Here is a 14,476-nt window from a genome sequence, read left to right on the forward strand (position 1 = left end):
CGTGGGTTCCTCCAAGATCTGTCCGGGTTTGCCGTTCCGGCACGCCGCTGGGAGAGAAGTTGCGGCGATAACCCCGTTCTTCGACCTAGTCTTCGGGTCATGGCAGCGGTCGGAGGGCACCCCTCGCAGGGTGGCGGAGCAGGTGGCGGAGCGGGTCGCGGGGGGGCGCCGAGCGAGTTCCGGGCAGCCGTGGCGGCTTTGGACGGCGCCCGGTTGCGGCCCGAGGTGCAGCTGTCCCCCGCGCCGGCGCCGCGCCGGCTGGCCCCGTACTCGTTCGCGGTGACCGCCTCGGTCGAGGTGGACGGCGAGGAGCTGGCGGACGGCCGGCTGGTGCTGCTGTACGACCCGGCCGGGCAGGAGGCCTGGAACGGGGAGTTCCGGGTGGTCACGATGACCCGGGCCGAGCTGGAGCCCGAGATGGCCGGCGACCCGATGCTCTCCGAGGTGGGCTGGGCGTGGCTGCTGGACGCCCTGCAGGCGCACGGCGCCGGGTACGCGGAGCCGTCCGGCACGGTGACCCTGGCCTCCTCCCAGTACTTCGGCGGCCTGGCGGACCGCCCGTCCTCGACCGAGGTCGAGATCCGGGCCTCCTGGACCCCGGCCGACGGCCGCTTCGAGCGGCACCTGGGCGCCTGGGCGGACCTGCTGTGCATCAGCGCCGGCCTGCCCCCGGCCGCCCCCGCCGCGCAGGGCCCGACCGAGGTCGCGTCACTCGGTGGAGTGGTCCCGATGCCGGCCCGGCGACGCCCCCGGTCGCACTGACGGGTGGTGTCCGGCCCCGACGGCGCCCGGGGAGCGGTACGCCACCCCCAGGGCTGACGGGCGCGCCCCCGAGCTGACGGAGTGTGACTTCGGGCCCCGCTCTGCGTCAATTCACCGGTCGATACCGACCGATTGGCATCGAATCTGATCGATTTTGTACGAATACCAGGCATGTCGCGTCAATCATTTGCGCGATTTGTCCGTATTGTTACTCACTAGATCGTGATCTTTCGCTAAAGCCGGGCACGGTTGCTGCCGAAGCACACTGTGACCCTTTCCGAACGCGGAACACTCCGACCGCCCCCATCGGGGTTCCGTCCGCCACTCCCCGCAGGAGGCCTGGTGTCGGTCCTTCTTGAGCACCCCGCAAACGTGGTCGCCTACCGGCCGACCAAGCCCACCGCCATGGTGGTCATCGCCGATCCACGTGTCCGCAACACCGTCACCCGCCACCTGTGGGCACTGGGTGTCCGGGACGTGATCGAAGTGTCCTCCATCGCCGAGGCCCGCCCCCGGGTCTCCACTCCCCGCGACATCTGCGTCGCCGACGTACACCTGCCGGACGGCTCCGGGCTGACGATCCTCGCCGAGACCCGCGCCGCGGGCTGGCCCAACGGCCTGGCGCTGTCCGCCGCCGACGACATCGGCGCGGTGCGCAGCGCCCTGGCCGGCGGCGTCAAGGGCTACGTGGTGACCGGCACCCGGACGAACGTCGCGATGCCGGGCCGCCCGGGCCTGCCGCTCGGCGCCGCCGGGCTCGCCGGCCGGATGCGTCGCCCCGGGATGCCGGGCCTGCCGGGCGCGGCCGGCGCTCCGGGCGCCCCCGGAGCCCCCGGAGCGCCGGGCGCGCAGCAGGCCGCCTACCGCGAGCTCTCCGGCCGCGAGGTCGAGGTGCTGCGACTGGTCGCCGAGGGGCAGTCCAACAAGGCGATCGGCGTGGCGATGGGCCTGTCGGCGCTCACCGTGAAGAGCCACCTCGCCCGGATCGCCCGCAAGCTGGGCACCGGCGACCGGGCCGGGATGGTCGCGGTCGCGCTGCGCACCGGCATCATCCACTGAGCCGGGCGCTCCGGACCGCTGCGGCGGCCGAGGAGGAACGTTTCCTCCTCGGCCGCCGCAGCGCTGTCCGGAGGGCGCGGCCCGCGGGCGGGCCCCCGCCGGCCGGGTCGGCACCGGGCCCGGGAGCACCCCGGCCGGGGCGGTCGATCAACAGTCTGACCAGTCCGACAACACTCCCGGTCGCGAGGACCGTCGTACCCTTGGTGGGTGACCGACGCCGTAGCAGCCATCCCAGAAGAAGCAGCCCCGGTCCCGCTCCTCGAACCGAGGGAGGGGATCCCGCCCGTCGTCGCGGACGAGCAGGCGCTGGCCGCCACGATCGCCGCGTTCGCCGCGGGCACCGGACCGGTGGCCGTCGACGCCGAACGGGCCTCCGGCTACCGCTACGGGCAGCGCGCCTACCTCATCCAGCTGCGCCGCGCGGGTGCCGGCTCCGCGCTGATCGACCCGATCGCCTGCCCCGACCTCAGCGCGCTGGGCAAGGCCGTCGAGGACGCGGAGTGGGTGGTCCACGCGGCCTCCCAGGACCTGCCCTGCCTGTCCGACGTGGGCATGAGACCGAAGCGCCTGTTCGACACCGAGCTGGCCGGGCGGATCGCCGGCTTCGCCCGGGTCGGCCTCGGCCCGATGACCGAGAACGTGCTCGGACTGAGCCTGTCCAAGGAGCACTCCGCGGTCGACTGGTCCACCCGCCCGCTGCCCGAGCCGTGGCTGCGCTACGCCGCTCTGGACGTCGAGGTGCTGGTCGAGCTGCGCGACGCACTCGAACGGGAGCTGGACGGCCAGGGCAAGCTCGGCTGGGCGATGGAGGAGTTCGCGGCGATCGTCGCCGCACCCCGCCCGGCCCCGCGCACCGACCCGTGGCGCCGCACCTCGCAGCTGCACAAGATCCGCCGGCGCCGCCAGCTGGCCGTGGTGCGCGAGCTGTGGCTGGTCCGCGACCGGATCGCGCAGGAACGCGACGTCTCCCCCGGCCGGGTGCTGGCGGACGCCGCGATCGTCAACGCCGCGCTGGCCATGCCGCTGACCATCGCCGCCCTCCAGGCCGTGCAGGGCTTCGGTCCGCGGGTCCACCGGCGCCAGCTGGAGCAGTGGCTGGCGGCCGTGCAGCGCGGCCGGGAGGTCCCGGAGAACCAGCTGCCGCCGGCCGCCGCGCCGCACGACGGGCCGCCCCCGCCGCGGGCCTGGGCCGAGAAGGACCCGGCTGCCGCCGCCCGGCTCTCCGGTGCGCGCGCCGCGATCGCCGAGCTGGCCGAGCGCCACCACCTGCCGGCCGAGAACCTGATGACGCCGGACGTGGTCCGGCGGGTGTCCTGGCAGCCGCCGTCCGACCTCGCCCCCGAGGCCGTGGCCGCCGCGCTGCGCGGGCTCGGCGCCCGGCAGTGGCAGGTCGACCTGGTGGCGCCGGCGCTGGCCGCCGTGTTCGCCGTCGCCGCGACCCAGGGCTGATCGCATCCGGGGCCGACCCGGCAGACCGTGAAGGGGATGTCGTCCGTACGGGCGACATCCCCTTCGTCGTACCCGGCGGCGGCGCTCCTGGTCGGACCGGGCGGGAACGTGTCGGGGGACACACCGTCCGAACCTCCCGCGGGGCCTGGGCAGGCTGGTTACCGGCGGGTAGCATGACCGTGACGCGGCGCCGCTCGGATCTTCGCCGGCGGCAGCCTGCCCACCTCATTGTTGGTCCCTGGGAGGAGAGCCCCCGTGCCTCGTACCGCGAGGGACGTCGTCTTCGTCGATGGCGTCCGCACCCCGTTCGGCAAGGCCGGCCCGAAGGGCATCTACCACGAGACGCGCGCCGACGACCTGGTCGTCAAGTGCATCCGGGAGCTCGTGCGCCGCAACCCGAGCCTGCCCGTCGAGCGCATCGACGAGGTCGCCATCGCGGCCACCACGCAGATCGGCGACCAGGGTCTGACCATCGGGCGCACCGCCGCCCTGCTGTCCGGCCTGCCGAAGTCCGTCCCCGGCTACGCGATCGACCGCATGTGCGCCGGCGCGCTGACCGCCGTGACCACCACCGCCGGCGGCATCGCCTTCGGCGCGTACGACGTGGTCGTGGCCGGCGGGGTCGAGCACATGGGCCGCCACCCGATGGGCGAGGGCGTCGACCCGAACCCGCGCTTCGTCTCCGAGAAGCTGGTCGACGAGTCCGCCCTGTTCATGGGCATGACCGCGGAGAACCTGCACGACCGCTTCCCGCACCTGACCAAGGAGCGCTGCGACGCCTACGCCGTGCGCTCGCAGGAGAAGGCCGCCAAGGCGTACGCCAACGGCGACATCCAGCCCGACCTGGTGCCGGTCTCGGTCCGCAACACCAACCCCGAGGTCGGCGAGACCGGCTGGGGTCTGGCCACCGTGGACGAGCCGCTGCGCCCGGGCACCACGATGGAGAACCTGGCGGGCCTCAAGACCCCGTTCCGTCCGCACGGCAACATCACGGCGGGCAACTCGGCCGGTCTGAACGACGGTGCCACCGCCTCCCTGCTGGCCGCCGAGGACGTCGCCGAGGAGCTCGGCCTCCCGGTCAGGATGCGCCTGGTCTCCTACGCCTTCGCGGGCGTCGAGCCCGAGGTCATGGGCATCGGCCCGGTGCCGGCCACCGAGAAGGCGCTGGCCAAGGCCGGTCTGACCATCGAGGACATCGGCGCGTTCGAGATCAACGAGGCCTTCGCCGTCCAGGTGCTGGCCTTCCTCGACCACTACGGCATCGCGGACGACGACGAGCGGGTGAACCCGTACGGCGGCGCGATCGCCTTCGGCCACCCGCTGGCCTCCTCCGGCGTGCGCCTGATGAACCAGCTGGCCCGCCGCTTCGAGCAGCGCCCGGACGTCCGCTACGGCCTCACCACGATGTGCATCGGCTTCGGCATGGGCGGCACCATCGTCTGGGAGAACCCCCACTGGAGCGGCGCGGACCAGAACACCGAGGGTGGTAAGTGACCATGAGCAACACCACTGAGCTGCTGACCCGCGGCGCCGAGCTGTTCCCCGGCGAGGTCGTCACCACCGCGCACGTCCGCCACCTCGACCTGCCGCTCCAGGCCGGCCGGCTGGCCCTGATCACCCTGGACAACGGCTTCGACCACACCAAGCCGACCACCTTCGGCCCGGGCTCGCTGCTCAAGCTGAACGAGGCGCTGGACCAGGTCGAGGCCGAGGCCGCCGAGGGCACGATCGTCGGTGCCGCGATCACCGGCAAGCCGTTCATCTTCGCGGTCGGCGCCGACCTCAAGGGCGTCGAGCTGCTCAAGGAGCACGCGGACGCGCTGGCCATCGGCAAGGGCGGCCACGACGTCTTCAAGCGGATCTCCACGCTGCCCGTCCCCACCTTCGCGTTCTACAACGGCGCGGCGATGGGCGGCGGCGTCGAGGTCGGCCTGCACTGCGACTACCGCACGGTCTCGGCGGGCGTCCCGGCCTTCTCGCTGCCCGAGGTCTTCCTCGGCCTCGTCCCCGGCTGGGGCGGGTGCACCATCCTGCCGAACCTGATCGGTGCCGGTAAGGCCGTCAAGGTCATCATCGAGAACTCGATGAACCAGAACAAGCAGCTCAAGGGCAAGGACGTGTTCGAGCTGGGGATCGCCGACGCGATCTTCGAGCCGGCCGACTTCCTGGAGCAGTCGCTGCTCTGGGCCGCCAAGGTCGTCAAGGGCGACGTGACCGTCGAGCGCGAGCCGATCGACCGCGGAAAGGCCTGGGACGACGCCGTCCTCTGGGGCCGCATGGTCGCCGACGGCAAGGTGCACGGCGCCGCCCCGGCCGCCTACAGGGCGCTGGACATCATCGAGGCCGCCAAGGGCTTCGACCTGGCCGACAAGGCGAGCCTCCAGGCCGGCTTCGACGCCGAGGACGCGGCGCTGGCCGACCTCATCATGAGCGGCGAGCTGCGCAGCGGCATCTACGCCTTCAACCTGGTGCAGCGCCGGGCCAAGCGCCCCGTCGGCGCGCCGGACAAGTCGCTGGCCCGCCCGGTCACCAAGGTGGGCGTCGTCGGCGCCGGCCTGATGGCCTCGCAGCTGGCGCTGCTGTTCGCCCGCCGTCTGGAGGTGCCGGTGGTCCTCACCGACATCGACCAGGAGCGCGTCAACAAGGGCGTCGGCTACGTCCACGCCGAGATCGACAAGCTGCTCGGCAAGGGCCGGATCGGCCCGGACAAGGCCAACCGCCTCAAGGGCCTGGTCTCCGGGTCGCTGGACAAGGCCGCCGCCTTCGGCGACGCGGACTTCGTCATCGAGGCCGTGTTCGAGGAGATGGGCGTCAAGCAGGCCGTCTTCGCGGACCTGGAGGACGTGGTCTCGCCGACCTGTGTGCTGGCGACCAACACCTCCTCGCTGTCGGTCACCGAGATGGCCTCGAAGCTGAAGCACCCCGAGCGGGTCGTCGGCTTCCACTTCTTCAACCCGGTCGCGATCCTGCCGCTGCTGGAGATCGTCCGCGGCGAGAAGACCGACGACGCCTCGCTGGCCACCGCCTTCGCGGTGTCGAAGAAGCTGAAGAAGACCTCGGTCCTGTGCAAGGACGCCCCGGCGTTCGTGGTGAACCGGATCCTGACCCGCTTCATGGGCGAGATCCAGAACATCATCGACGAGGGCACCCCGATCGCCGACGTCGAGAAGGCCGTCGAGCCGCTCGGCCTGCCGATGTCCCCGATCGTGCTGCTGGAGCTGGTCGGCCCGGCCATCGCGCTGCACGTCTCGGAGACCCTGGCCGGCGCCTTCCCGGAGCGGTTCACCGTCTCCGAGAACCTCGGCCGGGTGGTCAAGGCCGGCAAGCGCGGCTTCTACACCTGGACGGACGGGCAGCAGGTGCTCGACCCGGAGGTGCTGGCGCTGCTGTCCTTCGGCGACACGGTGCTCACCGAGGAGCAGGTGCGCGCCCGCGCCCTGGAGGCCGTGGCGCAGGAGATCGGCCTGATGCTGGCGGAGGGTGTCGTCGCCGAGGCGCAGGACATCGACCTCTGCATGATCACCGGTGCCGGCTGGCCCTTCCACCTGGGCGGGATCACCCCGTACCTGGACCGGGAGGGCATCTCGGAGCGGGTGAACGGCAAGCCGTTCCTCGCCCCCGGCGTGGCCTCGGTGCCCGCGTAGCGCGCGGCGCCCGAACCGCGGGAGCCCCGGTGACCGCCTGGTCACCGGGGCTCCCGCCGTGTCCGGGGCGCACGGCCCCGGTGCTCCGTGAACGGACGTCTCAGCGCTTGAGGCGGTAGATCACGGTGTCGGCGAAGACGCCGACCATCTCGTAGTGGGTGTCCAGCAGGTTCTCGATCCGGGGGACCATGACCGGCTGGTACGGGGCGATGCCGGAGTCGTCGACCACGACCTCGGGCAGGCCGTCGGCCAGCTCCTTGTCGAAGGTCTGCCAGGCGTTGGAGACGCTGAACTGCTCGCCGACGTTCTGGTTGCCGTCCTTGCCGCCGCTGTAGTTGGTGAGGAAGCCGGCGGTCAGGTAGCGGGTGGCGGGCTTGCGGTCGGCCAGCCAGTAGATCTCGGGGTGCATGCCCCAGATCAGCACCCTGTCCTTGGTGGTGGTCTGGGCCGCGACGGCGGTGGCGACCTCGGTGTTGCGGCTCATCTGCTCCCCCGGCCAGGCCAGCGCCAGGGCCCAGAACACCGTCGCGGCGACCGTGGTGTACGCCAGGACGGGCTTCCAGCGGATCGCCGAGGTGGCGACGGCCCCGGTGCCCAGCAGCACCAGCGGCGGGATCAGCTGGAGGTAGTAGTGGCCGAAGAAGTGGAAGCCCACGCTGACCGCGACGGCCGAGGAGAGCAGCCACACCCACAGGTCGGCGGTCGAGCCGTGCTCCTCGCCGGCCACCGGCAGCGGGCGGTGGCGGTGCTTGAGCCAGAGCCGGCGCCCGACCGGGAACAGGAAGCCCAGGCCGGCGGCGGCCAGGATGGCCGAGTTGCCGAGCGCCCGGCCGAGCATCTGCAGCCAGGCGCCGCCGAAGGAGGCGTAGTCGCCGCTGCCGGTGACCACCCAGAAGAGGAAGCCCTTGGGCTTGGTGAGGATCACCGCGACCAGCGCTATCGGCAGGGTGAATCCGAACCCGATCTCGAACAGCGCGGGCGGCCAGCGCACCCCGCGCCGGCGGGTGTCCTGGAGGAGCATCCAGAGCACCGGCAGCAGCACCGCGCCGCCGGTCTGCTTGGTCAGCGAGCACAGCGCGACCGCGATGCCGGCGGCCAGCCAGCGGCGCCGTTCGGCGTACCGGAAGGCGGCCACCATGGCGGGCAGCATGAAGACCTCGAAGGTCGCCGCCTGGGTGTCCTCCGGGGAGAGCCCGATGGAGACCAGCAGGTAGAGCAGCCCGGCACCGGCCCCGGCCCGGTTGCCCCAGCGGCCCCGGGCGATCGAGGCCAGCAGGATCGCGGTGACCAGGTGGGCCACCACCGCCAGGGTGCGCAGGGGCCAGAGCGAGGCGGAGCCGAAGACGGCGAAGCAGGCCTGGTAGAGCCAGGGCAGCAGCGGCGGCTTGCGGTCCACCACGGTGTCGTACAGCACCCCGCCGTCCGCGAGCATCCGGGCCTGGGTGGCCAGGAAGCCCTCGTCCGGGCTCCAGACGGGCCGGGCGAAGGAGGGGATGTGGGTGAGTAGCGCGACCAGCGCGAGCACCGGCACCAGCCTGGTCCAGTACCGCCCTCCTTGCCCGCCCTCGGGCAGCAGGGACCCGGTTCGCACGCGGGTGCGGACGCGCTCGGGCAGGCGCTCGGCCAGTCCGGTGAGGCGGAAGCGGGTGGGGGTCGGCACGGTTGACAACCTACCGGGCGGGATCGGCGCCGGTGGCGCCGATCCCGCCTTTCAGTGCGATTGTCGGCTTGTTTTGCGACGAACCGTTACCGAGTCACGACGTACGGCCGCCGGCCGAACGGGAGCGGGCGACGGGGGACAGCCCCCGTCAGGCCTCGACCGGCGTCGCGTCCAGCTTGGCGACCAGCGCCGTCACCTTCCGGGCGATGTCGGGGGCGTTCAGACCGATTTCGGCCAGGATCTCGGCCCGGCTGGCGTGGTCCAGGAACTCCTGGGGGATGCCGAAGTCCCGCACCGGCAGGTCCACGTCCGCGTCCCGCAGCGCCTGCGCCACGGCCGCGCCGACGCCGCCGACCCGGCCGTTGTCCTCGATCGTGACGACCACCCGGTGCTCGGCGGCCAGGCCCGGCAGGGCCGGGTCCACCGGCTTGACCCAGCGCGGGTCCACCACGGTGGCGGTGATGCCCTGGGCGGCCAGCAGGTCGGCGACCTCCAGGCTGGTGGCGGCCATCGCGCCCACCGAGACGATCAGCACGTCGGCGCGGTGGGCGCCGGCGGGCTCCTCGGCGGCGCGCAGCACGTCCATGCCGCCGACCCGGCCGACCGCGGGGACGGCTGGGCCGACCGTGCCCTTGGAGTAGCGGACCACGGTCGGGGCGTCCTTGACCTCGACGGCCTCGCGCAGCAGCGCGCGGACCTGGTCGGCGTCGCGCGGGGCGGCCAGCCGCAGGGTCGGGACGAGCTGGAGCATCGACATGTCCCACATGCCGTTGTGCGAGGCGCCGTCGTCTCCGGTGACGCCGGCCCGGTCCAGGACGAAGGTGACGCCGAGCTTGTGCAGGGCGACGTCCATCAGGACCTGGTCGAAGGCCCGGTTGAGGAAGGTCGCGTAGACCGCGAACACCGGGTGCAGCCCGTTGGTGGCCAGGCCGGCGGCGCTGGTGACGGCGTGCTGCTCGGCGATGCCGACGTCGAAGATCCGGTCCGGGAAGGCCTCGGCGAACGGGGCGAGGCCCACCGGGTGGAGCATGGCGGCGGTGATGCCGACGATGTCCCGGCGCTCGTGGCCGAGCGCGACCATCTCCTCGGCGAAGACCGAGGTCCAGCTCCGGCCGCCGCCCGCGCTGACCGGCAGGCCGGTCTCCGGGTGGATCTTGCCGACCGCGTGGAAGCGGTCCTCGTCGTTGTTCTCGGCGGCGTGGTAGCCGCGGCCCTTCTCGGTGAGGCAGTGCACGATCACCGGGCCGCCGAAGCCGCGCGCCTTGGTCAGCGCGGACTCCAGGGCGGTCAGGTCGTGGCCGTCGATCGGGCCGATGTACTTGAGACCGAGGTCCTCGAACATGCCCTGCGGGGCGATGAAGTCCTTGAGGCCCTTCTTGGCGCCGTGCAGCGTCTCGAACAGCTGCTGGCCGACCACCGGGGTGCGCTGGAGCGCGTCCTTGCCCCAGGACAGGAAGCGCTCGTAGCCCTGGGTGGTGCGCAGGGTGGCGAGGTGGTTGGCCAGGCCGCCGATGGTCGGCGAGTACGAGCGCTCGTTGTCGTTGACGACGATGACGACCGGGCGGTCCTTGGCGTCGGCGATGTTGTTGATCGCCTCCCAGGCCATGCCGCCGGTGAGCGCGCCGTCGCCGATCACCGCGACGACCGGGTCGTTCTTGCCCAGCAGCTGGTTGGCCTTGGCCAGGCCGTCGGCGTACGACAGGACGGTGGAGGCGTGGGAGTTCTCGATCACGTCGTGCTCGGACTCGGCGCGCGAGGGGTAGCCGGACAGGCCGCCCTTCGAGCGCAGCCGGGAGAAGTCCTGGCGGCCGGTGAGCAGCTTGTGGACGTAGCTCTGGTGGCCGGTGTCGAAGAGGATGCGGTCGCGCGGCGAGTCGAACACCCGGTGCAGTGCGATGGTGAGCTCCACCACGCCGAGGTTGGGGCCGAGGTGCCCGCCGGTCTTGGAGACCTCGGTCACCAGGAAGGTCCGGATCTCCTGGGCCAGTGCGGCCAGCTGTCCGGGCGTGAGCCGGTCGAGATCGCGCGGTCCCCGAATGCGGGTCAGCAGGGCCACCCGTTCCTCCTCGTTAAGTGTTCGCGGACCGCGGGCGGTCCGGCGGGCGTCGCTTCCCGGTCCGGCGGCAGGCCGACGGCACCGGCCGGCGCCGACCGGTCGAGTCTAATGTCCGGCTGCCGGACGCCGAGCGGCGCGCCCGGTGGCGACGCTCGGTTCCCGCCATTTCGGGAGGTCGAGCCAGGATGCCGGTCACCCTGCGTTGACGCAAGGGAGTTCGATCTTTTGTGATGGATTGTTCACGACCCTGGTTGCGGACGCCACTTCCCGGGCGCCGGCGGCGCGGTTCGGATGCGACCCGAACGCGGCTCGGACGCGGTTCCGGGCGCGGCCCGGGCGCGGTTCCGGACACGGTTCCGGGCACGGCCCGGGCGCGGCTCGGACTCGGGTACCGGCCCGCTTCCGGGCGCGGCTCAGCCTCGGCCGAGCGCGCCGGACTCCCCCATCTCGCTCATCACCAGGGCCAGCGCCCCGAGCACCTCGGCCCGGCCGCCGAGGGTGCCGGGGACCACCGAGAGCTGGCGGGCGGCGCTGGGGATCGCGTAGCGGGCCACCGAGTCCCGGATCGGGGCGAGCACCAGCTCACCGGCCTCGGCGAGGTCCCCGCCGAGGATCACCCGGCGGGGGTTCAGCAGGTTGCAGAGCGTGGCGACGCCGGTGCCGATCTGCCGGCCCGCGTCGGCGATCACCCGGCGGCAGCCGAGGTCGCCGCGCTGGGCCAGCTCGACCACCCGGGGCAGGCTGAGGTCCGGGCCGAGGGTGGAGGCGAGCAGCGACAGCAGGTAGCGCGAGCCGACGAAGGTCTCCAGGCAGCCGCGGTTGCCGCAGCGGCAGACCGGCCCGGCCTCGTCCAGCGTGATGTGACCGATCTCGCCCGCGGTGCCTCCCGGGCCGCGGTAGATGTGGCCGTTCACCACCAGACCGGCGCCGACCCCGCTGGCGACCTTGATGTACGCGAGGTCGTTCAGCCCCCGGCCGGCCCCCCAGACCAGTTCGCCGAGCGCGCCCAGGTTGGCGTCGTTGTCCACGTGCACCGGCATGCCGAGCCGCTCGGCCAGCTCCTTGCCCGGGGCGATGCCCGTCCAGCCGGGCAGGATCGCGGTGGAGCCGAGCGCGCCGGTCTCCACGTCGATCGGGCCCGGCACGCCGAGGCCGACGCCGATCACCTTGTCGGGCCGGAACCCGGCCTGCGCCAGCAGCCGCTCGACCATCGCCTCGGCCCGGTCGAAGCCCTGCTGGGCGGAGACGTCCACGTCGATCGGGGCGCTCTCCTCGGCCAGCACCCGGTGGGCCAGGTTGCCGACCGCCACCCGCAGGTGGGTGTGGCCGAAGTCGATGCCGACCACGATGCCGGCGTCCCCGCTGAGCGAGACGCTGCGGGCGCGGCGTCCGCCGGAGGAGGTGTCGGCGACCACGACGGTGCCGCTCTCCTTCAACTCCCGCACGATGTTGGACACGGTGGCCGCGGACAGGCCGGTGCCGCGGGCGATCTCGGCCTGGGTCAGCGAGCCGGCCATCCGCACCGCGCGGAGCACCCGTTCCAGGTTCGCCCGGTGCAGCGAGGACTGCGAGCCCGGTGTGTCCGTCGACATGATCCACCCTCCCAGGGCGGGGATCCCTCCGCCGGGCGTCCCCTTCAACTCCTGAAGGGTACGGCCCGGGGGCTCGGGCGGGGGCGCCGGGCGGAGCGCGCGGGTGCCGTCGGGGGTGGGGGCGCGGGCGCACCGGCGCGAGCCGGAGCGCCGGGCGCGGGGGTGGGGCCGCGGTGATCGGGAAGTGAAGGTGTTGCGCGCCCCGGGCCCCCGGATCCGGGGTTCAACGGTCCTGGCGGCGGCCGAAACGGGCGCACCACTACCATGGTGCCCAATTCTCACCCGTCCCACCGGAACCGTGGACGGTACCGGGCAGGGGGCGCTTCCAGACATGACGGGGAATCAGATGGCAGGGGATCACCCTACGCCGGGGACAGGCGAAACGCCCGGCAGCGGTCCGCAGGACAACCGGGGCGGCTCGTTCGGGCGCCCGCCCGGCGGCGGTGTGGATCCGGCCGCCGTCGCGGACCAGATGACGCAGCTCGACGGCGCGGCCGTCCCGGGCCAGGCCTCACCGGCGGGCCCGCCGCCCGCCCAGCCGCCGGCACCGCCCGCCCAGCCCCCCGCGCACCCGCCCGTGGCGCCCATCGGCAGCCCCGAGTACGCGGCGTACGCGCCGACCGCGACCGGGTTCCCCACCCAGGCCCCGCCGCCCCCGGGCGCGCCGGTCGGCCCCTACGACCCGGTCCCCGGCAACCCGTACGGCCACCCGGACGCCGGGCAGGGCTACACCGCCGGCGGCTACAACTACGCGCCGCAGCCCGGGTACCCCTACCCGGGCGCGCCCGTGCCGCCCGTCGCCCCCAAGCAGCGCAACCCCGTGATGCTGTGGGGCGGGATCATCGGCGGCGTGCTGGCGATCTCGATCGTGGCCGCCCTGGTCGTCCTGCTCAAGGACCCCAAGCCGGACCCGGTGGCGGACCCGACGCCGGCTCCGGCCAGCGGCGGCACCACCTCCGACAGCGGCGGGAGCGGCAACAGCCCAACCCCCGGCCCCGCCACCAAGGGCGCCACCTTCAACGTCGCGTGGAGCGCCGCCAAGCCGGCCGCCTCGGACGGCTCCAACCAGATGCTCGGCATCTGGGGCACCGACAAGCTGGCGGTGCGCGTGGACAGCTCCGGCATCAAGGCCTACAACCTGGCCGACGGCAAGGAGGCCTGGAACATCCCCGCCCCGGCCGGCAGCAAGGAGCTGTGCACCGCCTCGTACGGCGCCAACTCCAAGGGCGTCGCCGCCGTCTCCTTCAACACCGGTGACAGCGACTGCTCCACCGTCGGCGCCGTCGACCTGAACCAGGGCAAGATGCTCTGGAGCGTCAAGGTCACGGCCGACCGGATGTCCTCGCCGACCCTGAGCGTCACCGACAACGTGGTCGCCGTCGGCGGCAACGCGGTCGGCGCCCTGAACATCGCCACCGGGCAGCCGGCCTGGCAGTACCAGCCGCGCGACAAGGACTGCACCCTGCGCGCCAAGGCGGCCGGCGCCCAGATCGCGGTCAGCGACCGCTGCTACGGCACCAGCGGGCCGAAGTCCCAGCTGGTCATCGTCAACGCCGAGACCGGCAAGGCCGCCAGCACCCCGATCACCCTCACCGGCAGCATCGAGGAGGTCGACTCGGTCGTCCAGGACAAGCCGCTGGTGCTGCTGATGTCCAACGGCCCGCAGGGCGACTACGTCCTGCCGTTCGACAAGGACAACAAGCCGGGCAACCAGATGTCCGTCAAGGAGCCCGGTGCGGACAGCCTGCGGCTGTCCGGCCAGGACGAGGCCATGACCCGGAACGTCGTCAGCGGCACCACGCTGTACGTGCAGATCAGCGGCGGCAAGTCGGCCGTCAACGCCTACGACCTGAACACCGGCAAGCGCCTGTGGTCGGCCAACTCGGGCTCGGCGAACAACGACATGCGGCTGGTCGCCGGGACCGACAAGGACGGCAAGGTCCGCGCGATCGTCGACCAGGGTTACAACAAGCCGGCCCGGCTGGTGACGCTGTCGCCGACCGACGGCTCGCTGACCGACATCGGCACCATGGCGATGCCGAGCAGCATGGGCATCGGCATCAGCACCTCCGAGTACCTCATCTCGGACGACGGCGCCTCGGTCTACGCCTTCCGCCGCTACAGCGCCAGCGACGGCCCGCTGACCAAGTGGAAGAAGTGACGGCGGGAACGCCACCGCGGGCGGCCGGGGGTACGTGACCCCGCGGCGCGACCGCCACCGGCGGGGCGGGGCAGGGGCGGTGGCCCCGCCCGC

Annotated in this window: 9 protein-coding genes; 6 read left to right on the plus strand and 3 right to left on the minus strand. The window is 72.9% G+C overall.

Features of this window, described 5'->3' with window-relative positions:
* The first annotated feature begins 99 nt into the window (after positions 1-99).
* From ACZ55U_RS22800 to ACZ55U_RS22820, 5 genes are all read left to right on the plus strand, one after another.
* Positions 100-762, plus strand: a complete 663-nt coding sequence (locus ACZ55U_RS22800; protein WP_465528337.1) for a DUF3000 domain-containing protein — start codon at positions 100-102, stop codon at positions 760-762.
* A 342-nt stretch (positions 763-1,104) separates the two neighbouring features.
* Positions 1,105-1,821 carry a LuxR C-terminal-related transcriptional regulator gene (locus ACZ55U_RS22805; RefSeq protein ID WP_465528339.1) on the plus strand — a complete coding sequence of 239 codons (717 nt, stop codon included), beginning with the start codon at positions 1,105-1,107 and terminating at the stop codon, positions 1,819-1,821.
* 207 nt (positions 1,822-2,028) lie between these two features.
* Positions 2,029-3,270, plus strand: a complete 1,242-nt coding sequence (locus ACZ55U_RS22810; RefSeq protein WP_465528341.1) for a ribonuclease D — start codon at positions 2,029-2,031, stop codon at positions 3,268-3,270.
* 255 nt (positions 3,271-3,525) lie between these two features.
* The gene (locus ACZ55U_RS22815) at positions 3,526-4,764 is read left to right on the plus strand and encodes a thiolase family protein (RefSeq protein ID WP_465528343.1); all 1,239 of its coding nucleotides are present in this window, start codon (positions 3,526-3,528) and stop codon (positions 4,762-4,764) included.
* Between the two features lie 2 nt (positions 4,765-4,766).
* Positions 4,767-6,914: a 3-hydroxyacyl-CoA dehydrogenase NAD-binding domain-containing protein gene (locus tag ACZ55U_RS22820; RefSeq protein ID WP_465528345.1), complete on the plus strand. Its 2,148-nt coding sequence runs from the start codon at positions 4,767-4,769 to the stop codon at positions 6,912-6,914.
* Between the two features lie 100 nt (positions 6,915-7,014).
* Here the strand turns inward: ACZ55U_RS22820 and ACZ55U_RS22825 are convergent, their stop codons facing one another.
* From ACZ55U_RS22825 to ACZ55U_RS22835, 3 genes are all read right to left on the minus strand, one after another.
* On the minus strand, positions 7,015-8,574 hold the full coding sequence (locus ACZ55U_RS22825; RefSeq protein ID WP_465528347.1) for an ArnT family glycosyltransferase: 1,560 nt from the start codon (positions 8,572-8,574) through the stop codon (positions 7,015-7,017).
* 148 nt (positions 8,575-8,722) lie between these two features.
* The gene (gene dxs / locus ACZ55U_RS22830) at positions 8,723-10,630 is read right to left on the minus strand and encodes a 1-deoxy-D-xylulose-5-phosphate synthase (RefSeq protein WP_465528349.1); all 1,908 of its coding nucleotides are present in this window, start codon (positions 10,628-10,630) and stop codon (positions 8,723-8,725) included.
* Between the two features lie 413 nt (positions 10,631-11,043).
* Positions 11,044-12,222 carry an ROK family transcriptional regulator gene (locus tag ACZ55U_RS22835; protein WP_465528351.1) on the minus strand — a complete coding sequence of 393 codons (1,179 nt, stop codon included), beginning with the start codon at positions 12,220-12,222 and terminating at the stop codon, positions 11,044-11,046.
* Positions 12,223-12,694: 472 nt separating this feature from the next.
* Between ACZ55U_RS22835 and ACZ55U_RS22840 the strand changes: the two genes are divergently transcribed.
* Entirely contained in the window at positions 12,695-14,383 is a 1,689-nt protein-coding gene (locus ACZ55U_RS22840) for an outer membrane protein assembly factor BamB family protein (RefSeq protein WP_465528353.1), read from the plus strand.
* Positions 14,384-14,476 lie beyond the last annotated feature (93 nt).

It is taken from the genome of Kitasatospora sp. NPDC034533 (genome assembly GCF_055575155.1).

Bases quoted from the DNA above. Each gene is read 5' to 3' on its own strand.
- ACZ55U_RS22840 (WP_465528353.1), top strand. From the start codon at position 12,695: ATGACGCAGCTCGACGGCGCGGCCGTCCCGGGCCAGGCCTCACCGGCG.
- ACZ55U_RS22800 (WP_465528337.1), top strand. From the start codon at position 100: ATGGCAGCGGTCGGAGGGCACCCCTCGCAGGGTGGCGGAGCAGGTGGC.
- ACZ55U_RS22835 (WP_465528351.1), bottom strand. From the start codon at position 12,222: ATGTCGACGGACACACCGGGCTCGCAGTCCTCGCTGCACCGGGCGAAC.
- ACZ55U_RS22820 (WP_465528345.1), top strand. From the start codon at position 4,767: ATGAGCAACACCACTGAGCTGCTGACCCGCGGCGCCGAGCTGTTCCCC.